The organism is Herbaspirillum sp. alder98, assembly GCF_020179755.1.
GTDB lineage: Bacteria > Pseudomonadota > Gammaproteobacteria > Burkholderiales > Burkholderiaceae_D > Herbaspirillum.
This window is the reverse complement of record NZ_JAIUCY010000001.1, coordinates 924,697-945,541: the sequence shown is the minus strand read 5'-3', so window position 1 is coordinate 945,541 and position 20,845 is coordinate 924,697. Positions and strand designations below refer to the sequence as shown.

Annotated in this window: 18 protein-coding genes; 10 read left to right on the top strand and 8 right to left on the bottom strand. The window is 62.7% G+C overall.

Annotated elements, in window-relative coordinates:
- Positions 1 to 10: 10 nt before the first annotated feature.
- Positions 11 to 925, bottom strand: a complete 915-nt coding sequence (locus LBW87_RS04380; RefSeq protein ID WP_225200199.1) for a dihydrodipicolinate synthase family protein — start codon at positions 923 to 925, stop codon at positions 11 to 13.
- A 1,212-nt stretch (positions 926 to 2,137) separates the two neighbouring features.
- Between LBW87_RS04380 and LBW87_RS04375 the strand changes: the two genes are divergently transcribed.
- The 5 genes from LBW87_RS04375 (at position 2,138) to LBW87_RS04355 (ending at position 9,184) form a co-directional block, all read left to right on the top strand.
- Positions 2,138 to 2,857, top strand: a complete 720-nt coding sequence (locus LBW87_RS04375) for a gluconate 2-dehydrogenase subunit 3 family protein (protein ID WP_225200198.1) — start codon at positions 2,138 to 2,140, stop codon at positions 2,855 to 2,857.
- A gap of 70 nt (positions 2,858 to 2,927) precedes the next feature.
- Complete coding sequence (locus LBW87_RS04370) at positions 2,928 to 4,700, top strand: GMC family oxidoreductase (RefSeq protein ID WP_225200197.1); 1,773 nt, start codon at positions 2,928 to 2,930, stop codon at positions 4,698 to 4,700.
- A 10-nt stretch (positions 4,701 to 4,710) separates the two neighbouring features.
- Positions 4,711 to 5,973, top strand: coding sequence for a c-type cytochrome (locus LBW87_RS04365; protein ID WP_225200196.1), 1,263 nt, complete (start codon positions 4,711 to 4,713; stop codon positions 5,971 to 5,973).
- A gap of 254 nt (positions 5,974 to 6,227) precedes the next feature.
- Positions 6,228 to 8,615, top strand: coding sequence for a TonB-dependent hemoglobin/transferrin/lactoferrin family receptor (locus LBW87_RS04360; RefSeq protein ID WP_225200195.1), 2,388 nt, complete (start codon positions 6,228 to 6,230; stop codon positions 8,613 to 8,615).
- A 32-nt stretch (positions 8,616 to 8,647) separates the two neighbouring features.
- Complete coding sequence (locus LBW87_RS04355; RefSeq protein ID WP_225200194.1) at positions 8,648 to 9,184, top strand: EF-hand domain-containing protein; 537 nt, start codon at positions 8,648 to 8,650, stop codon at positions 9,182 to 9,184.
- A gap of 7 nt (positions 9,185 to 9,191) precedes the next feature.
- Here the strand turns inward: LBW87_RS04355 and LBW87_RS04350 are convergent, their stop codons facing one another.
- The 3 genes from LBW87_RS04350 to LBW87_RS04340 form a co-directional block, all read right to left on the bottom strand.
- Complete coding sequence (locus LBW87_RS04350; protein WP_225200193.1) at positions 9,192 to 9,776, bottom strand: flavin reductase family protein; 585 nt, start codon at positions 9,774 to 9,776, stop codon at positions 9,192 to 9,194.
- 221 nt (positions 9,777 to 9,997) lie between these two features.
- Positions 9,998 to 10,363 carry a cupin domain-containing protein gene (locus tag LBW87_RS04345; RefSeq protein ID WP_225200192.1) on the bottom strand — a complete coding sequence of 122 codons (366 nt, stop codon included), beginning with the start codon at positions 10,361 to 10,363 and terminating at the stop codon, positions 9,998 to 10,000.
- A gap of 120 nt (positions 10,364 to 10,483) precedes the next feature.
- Complete coding sequence (locus LBW87_RS04340; RefSeq protein WP_225200191.1) at positions 10,484 to 11,407, bottom strand: dihydrodipicolinate synthase family protein; 924 nt, start codon at positions 11,405 to 11,407, stop codon at positions 10,484 to 10,486.
- A 155-nt stretch (positions 11,408 to 11,562) separates the two neighbouring features.
- On the opposite strand from LBW87_RS04340, the gene LBW87_RS04335 reads away from it, so the two are divergent.
- A complete protein-coding gene (locus LBW87_RS04335; protein WP_225200190.1) occupies positions 11,563 to 12,528 on the top strand; it encodes a LysR family transcriptional regulator in 966 nt (321 codons plus the stop codon).
- 21 nt (positions 12,529 to 12,549) lie between these two features.
- Here LBW87_RS04335 and LBW87_RS04330 read toward each other — a convergent pair whose 3' ends face one another.
- Both LBW87_RS04330 and LBW87_RS04325 read right to left on the bottom strand, forming a co-directional pair.
- A complete protein-coding gene (locus LBW87_RS04330; protein WP_225200189.1) occupies positions 12,550 to 13,434 on the bottom strand; it encodes a hypothetical protein in 885 nt (294 codons plus the stop codon).
- Positions 13,435 to 13,512: 78 nt separating this feature from the next.
- On the bottom strand, positions 13,513 to 14,436 hold the full coding sequence (locus LBW87_RS04325; RefSeq protein ID WP_225200188.1) for a LysR substrate-binding domain-containing protein: 924 nt from the start codon (positions 14,434 to 14,436) through the stop codon (positions 13,513 to 13,515).
- Between the two features lie 298 nt (positions 14,437 to 14,734).
- Between LBW87_RS04325 and LBW87_RS04320 the strand changes: the two genes are divergently transcribed.
- The 4 genes from LBW87_RS04320 (at position 14,735) to LBW87_RS04305 (ending at position 19,372) form a co-directional block, all read left to right on the top strand.
- Positions 14,735 to 16,150 carry a M20 family metallopeptidase gene (locus LBW87_RS04320; RefSeq protein ID WP_225200187.1) on the top strand — a complete coding sequence of 472 codons (1,416 nt, stop codon included), beginning with the start codon at positions 14,735 to 14,737 and terminating at the stop codon, positions 16,148 to 16,150.
- 20 nt (positions 16,151 to 16,170) lie between these two features.
- A complete protein-coding gene (locus LBW87_RS04315; protein ID WP_225200186.1) occupies positions 16,171 to 17,472 on the top strand; it encodes an MFS transporter in 1,302 nt (433 codons plus the stop codon).
- 93 nt (positions 17,473 to 17,565) lie between these two features.
- Entirely contained in the window at positions 17,566 to 18,756 is a 1,191-nt protein-coding gene (locus LBW87_RS04310) for an amino acid aminotransferase (protein ID WP_225200185.1), read from the top strand.
- Positions 18,749 to 19,372 carry a YitT family protein gene (locus LBW87_RS04305; RefSeq protein WP_225200184.1) on the top strand — a complete coding sequence of 208 codons (624 nt, stop codon included), beginning with the start codon at positions 18,749 to 18,751 and terminating at the stop codon, positions 19,370 to 19,372. The genes LBW87_RS04310 and LBW87_RS04305 overlap by 8 nt, the downstream gene beginning before the upstream one ends.
- A 21-nt stretch (positions 19,373 to 19,393) precedes the next feature.
- Here the strand turns inward: LBW87_RS04305 and LBW87_RS04300 are convergent, their stop codons facing one another.
- Together LBW87_RS04300 and LBW87_RS04295 are read right to left on the bottom strand one after the other, a co-directional pair.
- Positions 19,394 to 20,290: an NAD(P)/FAD-dependent oxidoreductase gene (locus LBW87_RS04300; RefSeq protein WP_225200183.1), complete on the bottom strand. Its 897-nt coding sequence runs from the start codon at positions 20,288 to 20,290 to the stop codon at positions 19,394 to 19,396.
- A gap of 96 nt (positions 20,291 to 20,386) precedes the next feature.
- Positions 20,387 to 20,830: an Rrf2 family transcriptional regulator gene (locus tag LBW87_RS04295; protein WP_225200182.1), complete on the bottom strand. Its 444-nt coding sequence runs from the start codon at positions 20,828 to 20,830 to the stop codon at positions 20,387 to 20,389.
- Positions 20,831 to 20,845 lie beyond the last annotated feature (15 nt).

Genomic DNA, 20,845 nt, shown 5'->3' with positions numbered 1-20,845 from the left:
ACGCGCGCCATCAGAGCACCGATTGGTACTGGCTCGGGCGGGTGGCCAGGGCCTGCGCCACCACCTGTTCGATGTATTCGCGCTCGGCGCCCACCAGCGGCAGGCGCGGACGGCGCATGTGTTCCGAACCCACGCCTACCAGTACATCGATCAGCTTGAGGTTCTGCACCAGCTTGGTGGAGACATCCAGGTGCAGCATCGGCGTCATCCACTGGTACAGCTTGAGCGCCTCGGCGAAATTGCCGGCCTTCATCAGGTCGTACAGCGCCACGGTCTCACGCGGGAAGGCGCAGCCGACGCCGGCCAGCAAGCCATCGCAACCCAGTGCCAGGCCTTCGTAGGCGAGGTCGTCGACGCCCATGAACAACTGGTAGCGCTCGCCCACGGTATTGCGCAGGTCAGTGATACGGCGGATGTTGTCGGTGCTTTCCTTGATCGCCACCACCCATTCGCAATCGGCCAGTTCGACCATGTGTTCGGGCTTGAGATCGACCCGGTAGGCGACCGGATTGTTGTAGACCATCAGCGGCTGTTGCGCGGCCGCACCGATGGTGCGCACGTTCTGCATCGCTTCGCGGGCATCGGCCACATAGATCACCGAAGGCATCACCATGAAGCCGGATACCCCCAGCTTGTTGGCGCCATCGACATAGCGCAGCGCGTCGCGGGTGCTGGTCTCGGACACGTTGGCCAGCACCGGGATGCGGCCGTCGGCGGCTTCGATGGCAATCTTGGCGACGGTCAGTTTTTCTTCCAGCGAGAGGGTGCTGGCTTCACCCAGCGAACCGCAGGTCACCAGGCCATGGATGCCATTGCGGATCTGGAAGTCGATATGACGCGCCGTGCCTTCGGCATCGATCGATTCATCAGCGTGGAACTTGGTGGTGATGGCGGGGAAGATGCCTTGCCAACGTGGATTGTTCATTTGACGCTCCTGTGTGGAAATGACGGACGGTGACGCAGGCCGGGCGGCAACGGGAGGCAGGCACTGCATCTACCTAAATATATTAGTAAGATATTTAAAATATCCAATTTGGATATCAGCAATATGTGTGCCAGCCGGAAGTGCCTGTGCAAGCCTCATTGCGCAGGAATGGAAGGGTGGGGATGCACTACCGGCAGGCGCTCGTTGCCGGCTTTGGTGCAGGCGTGTTGCGCTGTGGGGAGGGGCAGTTATCTCGGCGTGACAAAGTTATAAGTAACCCGTCGTGCCGGCGAAGGCCGGTACCCAGTGGCGTTGGTTGTGCCTCGGAGAGTGCTTGAAGACGCTGGGTCCTGACTTTCGTCAGGACGACGGGTTGAAGGTAGATATCTTGTCGTGACAAAGTTATAAGTTTCCCGTCGTGCCGGCGAAGGCCGGTACCCAGTGGGGTTGGTTGTGCCTCGGAGACTGTTTGAAGACGCTGGGTCCTGACTTTTGTCAGGACGAGGGGGTGGGGGAGAGATATCTCGGCGTAACAAAGTTATAAGTAACCCGTCGTGCCGGCGAAAGCCGGTACCCAGTGGCGTTGGTTGCGCCCCGGAGAGTGCTTGAAGACGCTGGGTCCTGACTTTCGTCAGGACGACGGAGGTGGTTATAAGTGGCCAGTCGCGCGTCGCCTCTAGCGCAACCGTGGCGGATTGTCCATACGTAGTATGTGATACGACGTCCTATATCAAAAAAATGATAAAATTTCGCCAGTGCCAGTTCAAAGGCATCCGGTTCCGGTATCGCTCGACATCGACGCGCGACCGGCCGCATATAAGATAAGAATGCCCGCCCACAAGGCTGGACAAGACTTTCGGAGACGAGTTGATTAACTCTGAAATTCTGGCAATGGCAAACCACCATACCCCTGTCGTACGCAGCATCTCCGTTTCCGGACATTCGTCCGCGAATTCATTCCCGACCGTTATTCCCGTTGCCGTCAACGTCCGTGTCATCACTGGCGTCGAGCGTGTATTTGCTGCGCGCGCGGGGACGGTTCGCCGCTGCATCTGCGACAGCGCCTGATCAGTTAATCATCGACACCCTGATGCTGCCTGTCATCGCTCAGCGATAAGGCCGCGCCATGGCGTCGTCTGCGCCGATCCGGTTGCGGGGCTCGCAAGAGTCTGCCTGCGCCGGGTTCAATCCAACCACTCACTGCGTCCACTCATGTCGAAAGCGAAATTCAGCCCGTCGCGCCGTGCCGTCCTGGCAGCCTCGGCGGCGGCTATTCCCATCGTTTCCATTCCCCTGGTCAGTCACCAGGCCAAGGCCGAAGGCCTGGAAGGCATCGATCTCCAGCAATACAAGCCGGTATTTTTCAACGCCGCCGAATGGACCTTCATCCTGGCTGCCTGCGATCGCCTGATCCCGGCCGATGGCCGTGGCCCGGGTGCGCTCGAGACCAATGTGCCGGTGTTCATCGACCAGCAATTGAAAGATGGCCTGGGTTCGGACATCTACCAGCAAGGCCCGCACAACACCAGTGCGCCGGCCACCATGGGCTTCCAGATTCCGTATGCGCCGCAGGATGTGTACCGCATCGGCATCAAGCTGACCCAGCAGCTCAGCCAGCAGCAGCATGGCCGTGCGTTCGAACAGCTCGACGCCAAAGCCAAGGATGCGCTGCTGACGTCGCTGCAAAAGAATGCGGTCGATTTTGCGGCGCTGGGCGAGGCGGCGATGAAGCCGTCGCAGTTCTTCGGGCAGTTGCTGGGTGATACCAAGAACGGTTATCTGGCCGATCCCATCTACGGCGGCAACAAGGACATGAAGGCGTGGGTGGCGATCGGCTTCCCTGGCGCACGTGGCGCCTTTACCGAGTGGGTCGACCAGCACAACGTGAAGTATCCGCTGGGTCCGGTGAGCCTGTCGGGCAAGCGCGCCTGAAACGTGTCGCCCCCGGAACCAAGCCCTTACATCATGCGCTAGAAGCGCCAATTAACTCATTAGCCTCTGTATGCCAAATATTACTAACGACGAAGTCGACGTCGTCATCGTCGGACTCGGCTGGGCCGGGTCCATCATGGCCATTGAACTGGCCCAGGCCGGCCTCAAGGTGCGCGCGCTGGAGCGCGGGCCTGAACGTCCGCCCGAGGACTTCGCTTATCCCAAGCCGGCCGACCAATATGCCCACGCCACCCGCAACAAGGTGTTCGCCACCCCGCGCGACGCCGCGCTGACGGTGCGCTATAACACCGCGCAGGCGGCGCTGCCCACCCGTAAATGGGGCGCCTTCGCGCCCGGCACCGGGGTCGGTGGCTCCGGCCTGCACTGGACCGGCGTGTTGATTCGCCCGACGCCGACCGATATCAAGCTCAAGACCTACGCCGACCAGGCCTACAAGCACAGCAATCTCGACCCCGAGATGCGGATCAAGGACTTTCCGTTTACCTGGAACGAGATCGAACCGCACTTCGACTTCTTCGACAAGGTATGCGGCCTGTCCGGTACCACCGGTAACCTGAACGGCAAGATCCAGCCGGGCGGCGACCCGTTCGAAGGCCCGCGCTCCAGCCCTTATCCGCTGCCGCCATTGCGCGACACGCTCAATAACACCATGTTCGTGGACGTGGCGCGCAAGATGGGTTATCACCCGTTCCCCAATCCGTCGGCCAACGTGTCGCAGGCCTGGACCAACCCCTACGGCGCGCAGATCGCACCCTGCAACTACTGCGGTTACTGCAGCAAGTATCCGTGCCTCAACTACTCGAAGGCGTCGCCCCAGACCACCATCCTCGATGTGGTCAAGCGCATGCCCAACTTCGACTACAAGGTAAACGCCCAGGTGATCCGGGTCGACCTGCACGCCGACAAGAAGACGGCGAAGGGCGTCACCTACATCGACGAGAACCAGAAGGAAGTGTTCCAGCCGGCCAAGATCGTGATCCTGTCGAGCTTCCAGTTTGCCAACGTGCGCCTCATGCTGCTGTCGGGCATCGGCAAGCCTTACGATCCGATCACCGAGACCGGCACCATCGGGCGCAACTATGCGTTCCTGTCCAATGGCGGCGCCACGCTGTTCTTCAAGGACAAGAACTTCAACCCGTTCGCCACCGCCGGCGCCACCGGTGAAATGTTCAACGACATCTCGCCCGGCAACTTCGACGACGGCATCAAGCTGGGCTTCATCGGCGGCGCCAAGATCCATAGTTCGCAAGCCACCGGCGCACCGATCGGCACCGCGCTGCCGCCGGGTACGCCGAGCTGGGGCCAGGGCTGGAAGGAAGGCATGATGGACTGGTACGGTCGCTCGATGAAGATCAGCATCACCACCACCTGCATGTCCTATCGCGGCCACTACCTGGACCTGGATCCGACCTACAAGGACCCATGGGGCCAGCCGTTGCTGCGCATGACCTTCGACTGGCGCCAGAACGAACTGAAGCTGCAACGCTACCTGCGCGACATCGTGATGAACATCTCCAAGGAACTCAAGCCGGACTTCCTGTCCGAGGGTTTCCTGAACATGGATTCGCACTGGGACATCACCAAGTACGTGTCGACCCACAACGTGGGCGGCGCCATCATGGGCGATTCGCCGCGCGACTCGGCGCTCAATCGTTACCTGCAATCGTGGGACGTGCACAACGTGTTCGTGCCGGGCGGTAACGCCTTCCCGCAGAACTTCCAGGCCAACCCGACCGCCACCATCGGCGCCATCACGCTGTTCGCGGCCCACGCCATCAAGACGCAGTATCTGAAAAACCCAGGCCCTCTGGTCCAGGCATGAGTATCCAAAAATGAAAAGACTTAATCAACTAATGGCAGTGCTGGCCCTGGGCCTGGCGTCGCTGTCGGCAGCCCATGCAGCGGCCGACCAGGAACTGTTGAAGCGTGGCGAATACCTGGCCCGTGCCGGCGATTGCATGGCGTGCCACAGCGCGGCAGGCAAGCCGGCCTATGCCGGTGGCCTGGCCATCGACAGCGGTCACGGCATGATCTATTCGACCAACATCACGCCCGACAAGCAACACGGCATCGGCAACTACAGCGAGCAGCAGTTCGCCGCCGCAGTACGCCACGGCGTGCGCGCCGATGGCCGCCCGCTGTATCCGGCCATGCCTTACCCGAGCTACGCCAAGGTCAGCGACGACGATATCCATGCGCTGTACGCGTACTTCATGGAAGGCGTCAAGCCGGTGGCGACCACGCCACCAGCGTCGGACATGAGCTTTCCGTTCAACCTGCGCTGGGGCATGAAGGTGTGGAACATCTTCTTCGCCAATGACAAGCCCTTCAAGGAACAGGCGGGATGGAGCGGCGAGATCAAGCGCGGCGCCTATCTGGTCGAGGGCCTGGGCCACTGCGGCAGTTGCCACACGCCACGCGGCTTCGCGATGAACGAGAAGGCCAGCGATAGTTCGCAAGAGTTATTCCTGGCCGGTGGCGAACTCAACGGTTGGGCGGTGCCTTCGCTGCGCGGCATGCCACGCTGGAGTGCGCAGGATATCGTCGACTACCTGCAGAGCGGACGCAACGCCCACTCGTCGGTGGCCGGTGAAATGAGCCTGGTGGTCGAGCACAGCACCTCGCACTTGAAGGACGAAGACCTGAAGGCGATCGCCGCCTATCTCAAGACGCTCACGGCCGTGCCGGCGCGCAGTAGCGGCATCAAGCCGCAAGGCGTGGAGGCCACTGCCAAGAAGCTGACCGCCGCCAAGGACCTGACGCTGGGCGAGCGCCTCTATCTGGATAACTGCGTGGCCTGCCACTTCGTCAACGGTCGCGGTGCGCCGGGCATCTTCCCGGTGATCGATGGGGCTTCGGTGGTCAATGCCGACAATCCCAACGCGTTGCTGAACGTGATCATGGCCGGGGCGCGCACGCCGTCTACGGCCCGCGCGCCATCGGTGCTGGTGATGCCTGGCTTCGGTCATCGCCTGAGCGACAGCGAAGTAGCCGAGCTGGCCACGTTCGTGCGCCAGGGCTGGTCCAACGACAGCGCTGCGGTCTCGTCGCGCGAAGTGGCCAAGGTGCGGGCGACATTGCATCAGCACCCGTAATAACGGGGGTTGCCCATCGAAAACCCGCCTGGTTCGCCATGCGGGTTTTTGTGTTTTTACGGCGTGAGAATTTAGAAAAAATACGGATTTTTTGAAAATTAAATGCGAATTATTCGCATTAGTGATCTAGAATATCGCTCGTCAGCCGAAACACAAGAACAAGACAGCGCCAGGCCCTGGGAGGGGCGCCGCCGATTCCATTGATGTTGCAGCCAGCCACACCCTCACTCCATTTTTTCTAAGGCTTGCACATCATGGCTCGACTTTCGCGCGTCGCTACGGCGCGTCGTTGGCGTACTTCGTTGCGTCCACTCACGTTGACACTGGCAGTTAATGCCGCACTGATTTCGTTGGCTGCGCCCCTGGCCACTGCCCAGGAAGCGGCGGCCAGCGCCGATCCGGTCGAGCTCAAGACGCCGCGCACCCAGCAAAGGAAATTGCCCGATGTCGAGATCGAGGCCGAGCGCGAAGAGCAGCACAAGCCGGGCGCGATCAACAAGATCACCAAGGACGAACTGGAACGTCAGGGCGCCACCAGTTTCGGTGACGTACTCAAGTACCAGCCACTGGTGTCGGTGCCGGGCCTGACCGCAGGCGGCACCAAGAACACCAGCGCCTATGACCATCCGGGCAGCACCAACTACAACATTCGTGGGGTCGAGGGCAATCGCGTGGGCGTCGATATCGACGACGTCGAGATGCCCGAGGCGGTGGACCGTTCGGCCACCTCCGGCAGCGGCCGCGCGTCGGTGGGCAGCTTCGGCCAGGGACGCGACTTCATCGATCCCGAGATGTTCTCTGAAGTGCAGGTCGATTCCGGCACCACTACCGCAGCCCGCCCAGCCGGCGGCATCGGCGGTTCGGTGAGTTTTCGCACCAAGTCGGCGGAAGACTTCGTCAACCCCGGCAAGCCGTATTACGCCGGCCTGAAGGCGGGCTATAACTCGGCCGACCGTTCGTGGCATGAAGCCATCACCGGCGCCGGGACCAGCGGCATGTTCGACGGCCTGATCGTCTATTCGCGTCGCGATGGCCACCAGACCGACAACAACAGCGACAGCCTGGGCGCCTATCCGTCTGATTGGAGTTCGGATGCCTTGCTGCTCAAGGGCGGCATGCGCCTGAATGCCGAACATCGTTTCACGCTCTCGGCCGACTTCTATCGCCGGCGCAACGACCTGTCGTATTCGGCCTGGAACACGGCGGCCACGGCCGTCACCGGCCGCTCGCGCCAGAACAGCCTGACCGAGCGCGAGACGCTTCAGCTGGCGCACCTGTGGACGCCATCGAACGGTTTCATCGATCGCCTCGATACGCGCCTGTCCTATCAGGATGCGGATATGCAGGACCGTACCAACACCACCACGGTGGCCACCGGCGTGACCGACAATGTGTATTCGCGCAACCATAACAAGTTGTTGAGCCTGTCGTCGACGGCAACCAAGAAGATCGCCAACAACAGCCTGCGTTTTGGCGCCAACCTGAGTCGCAACCGCAATGAGCATGCGTTGACCGGCAGCGCGTTTTCGTCGCAACCGTACCCCAACACCGAAACCACCAAATTGGGCCTGTTCGCCGAGGACGAGATCGTGTTCGACCTGGGCGGCCATCGCCTGGCGCTGCTGCCTGGCCTGCGTGTGGACCGCACCAAGAACAGCATCTATGACACCAACGGCTTCGGCAATACCCGCATCACCGGGGCCCAGCTGGAGACCATGTATGGCGCCGGTTCGACTAATACCATCGTCAGTCCCAGCCTGTCGGTGGTCTATGACATCGTGCCGCGGGTAAGTGCCTACGCACAGTGGAAGCGCAGTGGACGGGCGCCATCGGTGAGCGAACTGTACGGTTACTGGAACGGTGGCGGCGGCACCTATGCGCTGATCGGCAACCGCAACCTGCAGAAGGAGACCAGCGACGCCTTCGATATCGGCCTGAAGGGTTCGCCGGTGGATGGCATTACCTTCAACAGCTCGCTGTTTTATACCAAGTACAAGAACTTCATCGCCTATACCCGCTATGGCCGCGCGCTCAATCCGGAGATGTTTACTGATGTGCAGGCCGGCCTATCGACGATCTACCAGGCTGAAAACCGCGACGACGCCTATATCTATGGCGTCGAGCTGTCGACCCGTATCGATGCCGGCAAATTCACGCCTGCGCTGCGCGGCGTCACCTCGACCTGGGCGCTGGGCTACAGCCAGGGCAAGTCCAAGAGCCGCTATGCGGGTGACAGCTACCAGGATCTCGACTCGGTGCAACCGGCCAAGCTGATCGTGGGCCTGGGCTATGATGCTCCCGAGAAGCAATGGGGCACCAACCTGACCGGTACCTTCGTGCGTGGCAAGCAGGCCAAGTCGAACTACCGCAACCTGTACCAGAACGCGGGCGCGGCGCTGCCTGATTCCACCGTGGTGTACTACCGTGTTCCCGGCTATGCCAGTTTTGATCTGACCGGTTACTGGCGCGTGGCGCGCAACGTGCGCATCACCGCCGGCATCAACAACCTGTTCGACAAGCGCTATTGGGATTACGCCAGCGCCCGCAGCCTGGAGCCGTCGGTGGCCAAGGACGCGCAGGATATCCAACTGCAGACACGTACCGGGCGCAGCATGTTCGCGGCGGTGGCGGTCGACTTCTGATCCAACCAACCCTTCATCAACGAGGATTGCACATGAAACACCAAGCACTTATTCTTTCGGCGGTACTGGGCGCAGCCGCGCTGGCCGGCTGTGCCGCTCCGGCATCGCCTCCGGTGGCGTCGCTGCCCGGCACCGCGCCGGCCGGCAGCCCCGCCCAGCCGGCCGGTGGCCACGGACGTGAGGCCTTCATGGGGAGTTACGACATCAATCGCAATGGTGTGGTGACGCGCGCCGAGTACGAAAGCGTGCGCCTGCAGCGCTTCAATGCGGCCGACACCAATGGCGATGGCAAGTTGAGCGAGGCCGAATACGTGGCCGAGTTCGAGGGACGCCTGAAGCAGCAGTACGCGCTGCAGAAGCGTGAGCCGGATGCCGACTACCAACGTTCGATGCGTCAGGCGCATGTGCGCTTCGGCATCCTGGATCGCAACCACGACGGCTTCATCTCGCTGGAAGAAGAGAAGCTCATCATGGAGCGTACCTTTGTCGGTCAGGACACCAATGGCGATGGCCAGGTCGACGCCAGCGATCCGTTGCCCAAGCGTGACGTGAACGCCAGCGCCAACTGAAGCGCCGTCACCGCCCGGGCAGTTCGCGCGCCTGGGTCTGGTCGCTGGCAATGACGAACTTGCCGGCGCCCAGGTGATGCAGCGTATGCAGCGCCCGGTTCTCGGGCGTGAAGTTCCAGTGGCCGTTGCTGAAGATACGGGTATCGGCGGCGGCCGCGACCACTTCGCCGAAGAAGGTGTCGTAGGCATCTTCACTGCGCGACTCGGGAATCCACCTGCATTCCAGCCAGGCCGAACAGCCCTGTTCAAGCACCGGCATGCCCAGTTCCGGACCAGCGCCGGCTTCGATGCCGTAACGTGCGAACTTGTCGTCGTCACGTCCGCTGCAACTGCCGACCGCATAGGTCAGGTCGATCAATTCGGCCCCGGGCACGCAGAGGGCGAAGCCGCCTGAGGCGGTAATCAATTCACGGGTGTAGGTACTTTTGTCGATCACCACCGCAATGCGCGGCGGACCGAATTCGACCGGCATCGACCAGGCTGCGGCCATGATGTTGCGACGGCCGTTGTGGGCGGCGCTGACCAATACGGTCGGGCCGTGATTGATCAGGCGGCTGGCGTGGTCCAGGGCGACGGGTTGGAAGTGGCTCAAGGTGGGCTCCGGGCAAAATGGGTTTGCCAGCGAGCATGCCATAGAATTCGGTCGTGGGTGGGGGACGCGCGGACGCAAAACGTATCCGTCGTCCCGGCGTATGAAGGGGGCCAGCGACTTTGGTGGTGTATCGGCGTTTGCTATAAGTCGCTGGGTCCTGACTTTCGTCAGGACGACGGAATCAAATTCGTCGTGCCGGCGAAGGCCGGTACCCAGTGGCTTTAGTTGCGTTCTACCACGACGTAATGCTTGCGCATCGGTTCCACCACCTCGAACACTCCCTTGAAACCGGCAGGAATCACCATCGCGTCGCCCGGGCCGGCTTCGGCAGCATGACCTTGTTCGTCGATCACGCGGCAGCGGCCTTCGAGCACATAGAAGTATTCATCCTTGTGCTGCGAGAAGGCGATGCGCCAGCTGCCTTTTTCACAGGCCCAGATCCCGGCATGGACATCGCCGGCGGCATTGGTGAAGTGGTTCCAGGTAGTGCGTTTGGGGTTGCCGTCCAGCCGGCGCTCTTCGAGCGGATAGTCGATTTCGGCGGTGGGGGACTGACGTTGGAATTCGGTGATGGCGGGCGTTGTCATGATGCGATGCGTTCGGCAAGGGGAAGTTGGCCGGCAGTTTAACAGGCGCGCATCATTCGTCATCGTCCAATGAATTGATTTAGCCGTCCCTGCCTGCGCAGGGACGGCGGCGGGTAAAGCTTACTTGCCCCAGCTCAGCACCAGTGGATCCAGGCGTCGCGCCACGCGCAGCAGTCCTTCACGCACCTTGGGATGCATCTGCGGCTGCGGATGGCGCAGCGTGTCGTGCTTGATCACGCCGCCTTCCTGCATCAGCGTCTTGCAGGCGGCCAGGCCGCATTGACGGTTTTCGTAGTTGATCAGCGGCAACCATTGCATGTACAGCTCGGCGGCCTTCTCGGTGTCGCCAGCGAAGTAGGCATCGGTGATCTTGCGGATACCATCGGGATAACCACCGCCGGTCATGGCGCCGGTGGCGCCGGCGTCCAGGTCGGGGATCAGGGTGATGGCTTCTTCGCCATCCCATGGGCCGACCACGGCGTCGCCGCCCAGTTCGATCAGCTCGCGCAGCTTGGAGGCGGCACCGGCAGTCTCGATCTTGAAGTAGGAGACATTGGCGATTTCCTTCGCCATGCGGGCCAGGAACGGCGCCGACAGCGGGGTGCCGGCCACCGGCGCATCCTGGATCATGATCGGGATGTCGATCGCGTCGGAGACGCGGCCGAAGAATTCATAAGTCTGCTTTTCGGATACGCGGAAAGTGGCGCCGTGATACGGCGGCATGATCATGACCATCGCCGCGCCCGCATCTTGCGCCGCGCGGCTGCGCTCGGCGCAGATCTGGCTGCCGTAGTGGGTGGTGGTGACGATCACCGGCACGCGGCCGGCCACGTGCTTGAGCACCGTGTCCTGCACCAGGGTGCGTTCTTCGTCGGACAGCACGAATTGTTCGGAGAAGTTGGCCAGGATGCACAGGCCGTCGGAGCCGGCATCGATCATGAAGTCGATGGCGCGCTTCTGGCCTTCCAGGTCGAGCTTGCCCTGGTCGTCGAAAATGGTCGGAGCGACGGGGAATACGCCGCGATAGATCGGGGTGGTGCTCATGGACTTGGTCTCCGGTTATCGGCCGCCTGGCGGCCTTATGGGTCAGCAGCCCGGCTGCGGGCTGCGTGGCCAGGCTGACGATGAATATACGTCTCCCCGCCCAGACTGTATAGTGAAGACTTTCCATCACGTGATCGCTTTTGCGACTCACCATCATGAGCCCCAGACTTGCCCGCCGCCCCTCACCCGACAGCCAGCGCCTGGCCGGCCTGCTGGCCCGCTTGCGCATGAAGCAACTGCAATTGCTCATTGCGCTGGATGAGCATCATTCGTTGCACCGGGCCGCCAGCGCCATGGCGATGACGCAATCCGCCGCCAGCAAGTCGCTGGCCGAGCTCGAGACCCTGCTCGACGCCACGCTGTTCGAGCGCACCAAGGCCGGGCTGGTGCCGAACCAGTTCGGTCATTGCGTCATCCGCCATGCGCGCCTGATGGCCACCGATCTCGGGGCCTTGTGCGAAGAGCTGGTGCAGATTCGCTCGGGGCGCGGCGGGCGACTGGCCATCGGGGCGGTGATGGGGGCGGTGCCGGATCTGGTGGTGCCGGCGGTCAATGCCTTGCACAAGACGCATCCCGAGTTGTCGGTGGACATCGTCGAAGACACCAGCGTGCATTTGCTGGACATGCTCGATGATGGCCACATCGATCTGCTGCTGGGGCGCTCCAGCGTATCGGACAATCCCGGCAAGTATCACTATCAACCGCTGTCCGATGAACCGCTGTCGGTGGTGGTGTCGAGCGATCATCCACGGCTGCGCAGCAAGGCGGTCAGCCTGGCCGATCTCAACGGCTATCGCTGGGTGACCTATCCCAGCCAGATGCCATTGCGCGCCGTGCTCGAACGCGAACTCGACCTGGCCGGCGTGGAGTTGCCGGCCAACGCCATCTCGACCGCATCGACCTTCGTGAGCGTGGCGATCCTGCGCCAGGCCACCGATACGGTGGCGATCCTGCCCACCAGCGTGGCGCGCATGTTCGTAGACAGCGGCGTGCTGCGGATCTTGCCGGTGACGCTGAAGTCGGTGTCGCAGACCATCGGCGTGGTCACCCGCAAGGGCGGCGAGCTGTCGCCCGCCGCCCGCTCTTTCGTGGCGCTGCTGCAGCAGTCGCGGCCGGGCTGATCAATTCACTAACAATTTGGTTCAGGACTGCACGGCGTGCCAGGTGGGATGCTTTTCTTCGTGGTAGCGCGGGCAGGTGGCCGGCGCCATCATCACCGTCTGATTGGCCAGCACGGTCACGCTCTCGAGCGACTCGGGGCCATCCGGCACGCGGCAGGCCTGGGCCGAGTTGCGGTTGTTGTGCATGTCGACATACAGCCGCCAGCGCTGGTCATGATCGGTGCCAGGAGCGGGCACCGGCGGCATCAGCTTGGGCGACAGCACCAGCGCGTCACCGGGCGCGACCCACAGGTCGGCCAGGCTGATCTCGTTGACGTAGGGCCGCCAGCGCGCCACCGATATCACCAGCGGCTGTGGACCGCGCGAAAGGAATACGTGCGCGAAGTCGTGAAATTCGAGATCGGTCGGGTTCCAGGGCAGCAGTTCGCGGCGGCGGCTGTCGCCGATATAAGGCGACTCGTGACCGGCCCAGCGTCCATAAGTGTATTGCGCCATGATCAGGCCGCTGTAGGGGAAGCGCATATATTGACCGGGGCGCAATAGCGTGGCGCCAAAGGCCTGCGCATTGTCGGGCGTGGCCAGCAATGGCGGGTAGCGCACCTCGCTGACGCCGAAATCGAATTCGGTGATTTCGTAGCCGGGGCCGCTCGGGGTGTCGATGTGGCGTGGCCATTGCTTGATGTTCTTGTAGGTCTGGCCGGCGATCAGGTGCGGATTGTCGGACGCCATCTCGACCAGTGTATGGCCCTGTCCGTTCACCAGCGTGATCTGTTCCAGTTGTTCCAGCGGCGCGCGGCGCTCGGCGTGATTGAGCAGGTAGGGCTGTTGCAGCGGGTCAAGCATCGGCTTGGATGGGCCGTCTTCGATGAACAATACCGGATTGAAAAGACTGTCGTCCTGTTGCATGTTTTCCCCTGTCAATAACGATGGATGCCCCCTGGCCCGGGCATTTTGCCAGATGGCGCCATCGATGCGATAGGGGGCTCAGGCCGAATGCAGTTCCTGTTGCACTTCGATCTGGCGGATGGCGGCAATCAGGAAGTCGCTGAAGGCGGCGACCGCCGGTGGCAGCTTGCGCGCCGCCATGGTCTGCACTTGCAGTGTGCGCTGATGAAGTTCGGATTCGGCCATCGGGATCAATGCCATGCCGTCTTCCGCCGCGCGGCCATGCGCGGTGAGGAAGCCGCCCAATGCCACCGCCTGTTGCGATTGTTGGGTGAAGCGGTAGACCGCGCCCAGCGAGTGGCTGGTAAAGGCGGGCGCAAACAGCAGGCCGCGCATGCCGCAGGCAATATCGAACAACTGGCGCACCGTCGAACTTTCCTCGGGCAGCGCCAGCGGGTAGGGTTGCAGATCGCCCAGCGACAGCAACTTGCGCTGGGCCAGCGGGTGGTCGCGTCGCATCAGGGCGAAGATCGGCGCGGCTTCGCGATAGGACACCGATAATCCCTCGACCGGCGCCAGGCTGTAGGTGATCGAGATGTCGGCCTCGCCATCGGCCACCATGCGCGAGGCATGATTGGCGCCCACCACATTGAGCTTGAACTGCATGCCCGGGTATTGCTGGCGGAATTGCGCCATCACATTGGGCAGCAGATCCCAGGCGAAACCTTCGGAGCTGGCCACCGTCACCAGCGTCTGGCCGACCGCGTTGATGCCCTTGACCTCGGCCATGACCTGTTCGAGCTCCAGCAGGTTGCGTCGCGCATAGGACATCAGCACCTCGCCGGCCTGGGTCAGCACCATGCCGCGCGCGCGGCGTTCGAACAGCGGCACGCCGGTTTCTTCTTCCAGCTTGGAAATCTGCCGGCTCACGGCCGACACCGCCACATGCAGGCGCTCGGCCGCTGCGGTGAGCGAGCCGGTGCGGCCAACCTGATAGAAATAACGCAGCACAGTGCTTTGCATCGGAGTCACCAATCTTTCTTATTTCAACAAGCCTGTTAGTTTAATGAGGCAAAGCTTGGCCGGTTTCAAACTGGTGCGTAGTTTGTCTTGTGGCAATAAATTGCGGCTTTGCAGCCGGTTATGCACGTTTTTTGTGAAAAAAGTCGGTGACGAACACGATAAATTAATTTATCAAAAAGAGAAAGATATGTTTTAAAAATTGACATTGTTAGAAGTGTTAGTGAATTCTAGAATGCAGTTGTCCTGATGCCGCAAGGGCGACCTGCCCCGCATCCCAACGTAAGCAATGGAGTTCGACATGACACGCAGTAAGGCAATCGGCCTGGCGACCGACTATTTCGATTCGGGGCATTTTAAGGGCGACCTGCAACGCCGGGTGGCGCTGCCGACCGAAAGCCAGAACCCCGAGCGCGCCTCCCAGCTGAAAGATTATCTCGAGCAGGAAATCGGCGTCGCCCTGGCGGCCATGGGCTTCGACTTCAAGCTGGTGCCCAATCATCGCGACAACGCGCCGCCTTTGCTGCTGGCGCGCCGCATCGAAGATGAAGCTGCGCTGACGGTGTTGATGTACGGCCATGGCGATGTCGTCAACGGGCAAGAGGGTCGCTGGCAGCAGCAGCGTTCGCCCTGGTTGCTGCAACAGGACGGGGAACGCTGGTATGGCCGTGGCACCGCCGACAACAAGGGCCAGCACAGCGTCAATCTGGGCGCACTGGCGGCGGTATTGCAGGCGCGTGAGGGCAAGCTGGGCTACAACGTCAAGATGATCTTCGAGATGAGCGAAGAGATCGGCTCGCCGGGTTTGTGGGAAGCCTGTGTCGAGCACGCCGATTACCTGCGTGCCGACCTGTTCCTGGCCTCCGATGGCCCGCGCCTGGCGGCGTCCCGCCCGACGCTGTTCCTTGGCTCGCGCGGCGCGCTGCAGTTCAAGCTGTCCCTGAATCCGGGCAATGGCGCGCACCACGCCGGCAACTGGGGCGGTGTGCTGCAGAACCCCGCCATCGTGCTGGCGCACGCCGTGGCGTCGCTGGTCGATGCGCAGGGCGTGATCCTGGTCGAAGGCTTGCGCGCGCCGCAGATCACCAGCCGCGTGCGTGAGCTGGTGCGTGATTTTCCGGTCGGCGGCGATGCCGGCGATCCGGTCCTGGCGGCCGATTGGGGCGAGCCTGGCCTGTCGCCGGGTGAACGTCTGTTTGCGTGGAATACGCTGGAGCTGATCGCCTTCGAAGCGGGCAACGCGGCGCGACCGGTGGGGGCGATCCCCGCGCAGGCGCAGGCGGTGTTCCAGTTGCGCTTCGTGGTTGGCACCGACTGGGAAAACGGCGAGGCGCATCTGCGCCAGCATCTCGATGCCCATGGATTCGAACAGGTCTCCATCGAACTGCAGGCCAGTGCGCCCGCTACCCGGCTCGACCCCGACGATGAGTGGGTGCGCCTGGCGGCGGCCTCGATGGAACAGACCGCAGGCAAGCCGGTGGCGATCCTGCCCAATCTTGGCGGCACGATTCCCAACCATTGTTTCTCGCAGGCGCTGGGCCTGCCCACGCTGTGGATGCCGCACTCCTATCCGTCGTGCTCGCAGCATGCGCCCGACGAGCACCTGCTGGGACATGTGGCGCGCGAAGGCTTGCAGTTGATGGCCGGCCTGCTGTGGGACATCGGCGCCCAGGGCGCGCAAGTGAAGGCGCAACGCCAGCAACTGACAACCGCATAAAATCAACAAGGAACAGCAACATGAATGCAACTTCCCCCACCACAGCAGCGGACCTGGCCGAGCCGGCGCCGCTGTCGGCCGCCAAGACCCGCCGCCTGATCGTCGCCTCGTCCATCGGCAATGCGCTGGAATGGTTCGACTTCGTCGCTTATGGCTTCTTCGCCGTCACCATTTCGAAACTGTTCTTTCCGACCGGTGACGACACAGTGTCGTTGCTGGTGACCTTCGCCACCTTCGGCCTGTCGTATCTGTTTCGCCCGCTCGGTGCGATCCTGCTGGGCTGGTATGGCGACAAGGTGGGGCGCAAGCCGGCGCTGCTGATCTCGCTGTCGATGACGGTGGTCGGCACCCTGATCTGTACCGTCATCCCGACCTACGAGAGCATCGGCGTGTTTGCGCCGATCGGCATCCTGGTGGCGCGTATCCTGCTGGCCCTGTCGGCCGGCGGTGAATTCGGTTCGGCGACTGCCTTGCTCACCGAGACCGGTTCCAAGCGCCGTGCCTTCATGGCCAGCTGGCAGTTTTCCAGCCAGGGGGCGGCGGCCTTGCTGGCGGCGCTGTCGGGCTTCCTGCTCAATTCGCTGCTGTCGCCGGAGCAGATCGCCGACTGGGGCTGGCGCCTGCCATTCGCCTTCGGCCTGTTGATTGCACCGGTGGGTCTGTATATCCGTCGCCATATCGATGAAGTGCCGGTGGTCAAGAAGGCGCAAGCCAGCGGTGGCGACGATGCCAGCTGGGGCCTGCAGGTCACGCGCGTGCTGGTGGCCATGGGCATCCTGTCGGTGTCCACGGCAGCTACCTACCTGATGCTGCTGTACATGCCGACCTTTGCCATCAAGCAGTTGCACCTGCCGCAATCGACCGCCTTTGCCGCTACTGCGGTGTCGGGTGCGATCCTGATGTTCGGCGCGCCCTTCATGGGCATGCTGGCAGACCGCTTCGGTCGTACCCGCATCATGGTGATCTCGACTACGCTGACGCTGGCGACCGTGTACTACTCGTTCGTGTGGGTCATCAGCACGCCGACCATGTGGGTCATGATGGCCATCATGATCTGGGCCGGCATCCTCAAGGCGGTGTACTTCGGTTCATTGGGCGTGGTGCTGTCGTCGATCTTCCCGCCCGCGACCCGGGTACGCGGCATGGGCATCAGTTATAGCCTGGGCGCGACCATCTTCGGCGGCTTCACCCCCTTCATGGTCACCTGGCTGGTGGGCAAGACCGGCAACCCGATCACGCCCAGCTATTACCTGATGACGTGCGCCGTGATCAGCCTGGTGTGCGTGAGCATCTATCACTTCCGCCTGAAGAAATACCTGTGAAGGCGGGCGCTGCGGCGCTACCATAGCGGCTTGCCGGCGAGAGCCGGCGTGATTCATTGATTTAGTCAGTCTTATTGTTTGCGAGAGGTCTTCATGTTTTCCCATCTTCCGCCGTATGCCGGCGACCCGATCCTGAGCCTGATGGAACACTACCTGCGCGACGAGCGCGCGGGCAAGGTCAACCTGTCGATCGGCATCTATGCCGATGGCCACGGCGCCATTCCCGTGTTGCCCTCGGTGCGCACTGCCGATGTCGAACTGGCCGGCGCGCCTGCGCCTTACACCTACCTGCCGATGGAAGGCCATGCCGCCTATCGCCAGGCGGTCGCGGCATTGCTGTTTGGTGACGACCTGCCGGGCGCCGAGCACCTGGCGGTGGTGCAGACGCTGGGCGGATCGGGGGCATTGAAGGTGGGCGCGGACCTGATTGCGCGCTTCTTCCCGCAGCCTACCGTGTGGATTCCCGATCCGACCTGGGACAACCATATCGGCATTTTCGAAGGCGCCGGTTTCAAGACCGAACGCTATCCGTACTACGATGCCCAGACCAAGGGCCTGGCGTTCGATGCCATGCTGGCCAAGCTCGAGTCGCTGCCGCGTGGCGCGGTGGTGCTGTTGCACCCGTGCTGTCACAACCCTACCGGGGTCGATCCGCTGCGCGAGCAATGGGCGCAGATCATCGACCTGATCGAGCACCGTGGCTTGCTGCCGTTCTTCGACCTGGCTTACCAGGGCTTTGCCGAAAGCCTGGAGCAGGACGTCTGGCCGGTGCGCGAATGCGTGCGACGCGGCATCGCCTTCTTCCTCAGCAATTCGTTCTCCAAGATCTTCTCGCTGTACGGCGAGCGGGTCGGCGCCTTGTCGGTGTTCTGCCCCGAGGCAGGCCAGGCGGCCAACGTCCTCGGCCAGCTCAAGCTGACCGTGCGCCGCAACTATTCGAGCCCGCCGATGCATGGCGCGCTGATCGTGGCGCGGGTATTGGGCGACGCCACCTTGCGTGCACAGTGGCAGGCAGAGGTCGAACAGATGCGGGTACGGGTGCGCGACATGCGCATCAAGCTGAGCGAACAGCTCAAGAGCGCGGTGCCGGATCATGATTTTTCCTTCCTGCTGCGCCAGCATGGCATGTTCGGCTATACCGGCCTGAGTGCAGCCCAGGTCGATCGCCTGCGCGAGGAGTTCGGCGTCTATGCGGTGCATAGCGGTCGCATCTGTGTGGCCGGCCTGAACGACAGCAACGTGGCGCGTGTGGCCGAGGCGATGGCCGAGGTGTTGCGTGGCTGAGTCGGCAGCGAAGGCGCCGGTCGATGTGCGGCACAAGGTTTATGAAGATGCGCTGGCGCTGGTCATCGGCACGCTGTTCGTCTCGCTCGGGGTGAACATGTATAGCCACGCCGGGCTGGTGACCGGCAGCACGGCGGGGCTGGCCTTCTTGCTGCACTACGTGTCGGGTCTGCCGTTCGGGGTGATCTTCTTCACCATCAACCTGCCGTTCTATTATTTTGCGTTCCGTCGCATGGGCGCGCGCTTCACCGGCAAGACCTTTTGCGCGGTGGCGCTGGTGTCGGGTTTTTCGTTGCTGCATCCGCATTTCATCGCGTATGAAAAACTCGACCTGTTCTACTGCGCCATCCTCGGCGGCCTGATGATGGGCACCGGCTTCGTGGTGTTGTTTCGCCACAAGGCCAGCCTGGGCGGCATCAACGTGGTGACGCTGTTCCTGCAGGACCGTTACGGCCTGCGGGCCGGCAAGCTGCAGATGGGCGTGGATGTGGTGATCGTGCTGCTGGCGCTGTTCGTGGTCACGCCCAAGGTATTGCTGGCCTCGGTGCTGGGTGCGGTGGCGGCCAACCTGGTGATTGCAATGAATCACCGGCCAGGCCGTTATATGGGAATGTAGGACGACAGTCCGGGGCGTGCGCTAGGCCATCACCAGCGACCGGTGTGCGCTGACCCCGGCCATCACGCCTGACGCCGCGGCGATGGTCGCGTTGTGGAAGGCCGCGGCGGCGTCGCCGGCGGCAAACACATGCGGCACCGACGTCTGGCGCATGGCGTCGGTCTGAATGTATGGGCCCATCGGCCCCTGCTCGAAGGCGCAGCCCAGTTGCATTGCCAGGGGACTGCTCATGTGGACCCTGGGCCCGACGAACAGCGCCCCGAGCGCCACGATGCGAGCGTCGGCCAGGCGCACTGCATCGATCTCCGGCGCGGTGCCCAGCACCTCGACCACGGGCGTGCGTTCGATGCGCACGCCGCGCTTTTCCATCAGTTTGATCTCGTGCTCTTCCGGCTCGAATTTTCCTTGCGTGAAATAAGTGGTTGGCCCCCAGTCCGGCAGCATGATGCCCTGGTGGGCCGACAGCGGCGTGGTGGCGATCACGCCCAGCTTGCGGTCCCGCAGCTCAAAGCCATGACAGTAGGGACAGTGCACGGCGGTGCGCCCCCAGCGTTCCTGCAGGCCCGGGATGTCCGGCAATTCGTCGCGCACCCCGGTGGCCAGGATCAAGCGACTGGCGGTCAGGGTGCGCCCATCTTCCAGCGTCACGCTGACGCCATCGGCCAGCGCTTCGGCTCGCTCGGCGTGGGCCACCACCAACTCGAAACCTGGGTAAGCCAGCAGTTGCTCGATGGCCGTGGCCATGATGAGGTGAGGGGCCACGCCGTCTTGCCCGAGGAATCCGTGCGAGGCCGCTGCGAAGCGGTTGCGCGGCTGGCCGGCATCGACCATCAATACCTTGCGCCGGGCGCGTGCCAATTGCATGGCGGCCGAAGCGCCGGCGAAACTGGCGCCGACGACGATGACATCGAATTGCATGGAATGCTCCTTTGACGAACCTTGGTTGAAAAGCGGACGCAAGGGCGCCCGCACGCCCGGCGGTGCAGGGCGCGATGGCGATACCTGAAAAGTGATTCAGTGCGGCGTGTTGTGGCCCAGCTTGAAATGGGGGCCCATCGAGCGCGCCAGGTCGGCCAGCGTGACGCCCGCCAGGCGCTGGTCGAGCAGGCGGTTGGCTTCTTCGAGCGCATCGTCGAGCGCGCGATGCACGGCGATTTCGACCAGGCAGCCGGGCGACTCGTCGCGAGCGCCCAGCGTGATGAGGCGCTCGCCCAGCGCCTGTTGCACCTGGTGCAGGCTGATCAGGTCCAGCGTGCGTCCCAATGACCAGCCGCCGCCATGGCCTTTGGTCGAGACCACGATGCCGGCTTCGCGCAGGCCGGCGAAGGTACGGCGGATGACCACCGGGTTGGTGCCGACCCAGCCGGCGATCTCGTCGGAGGTCATCGGCGTGTCGGGGCGCTGGCCCATGTGCAGCAGGATGTGCAGGGCAATGGAAAGACGGTCGCTGCGTTTCATGTAACTAATATTATT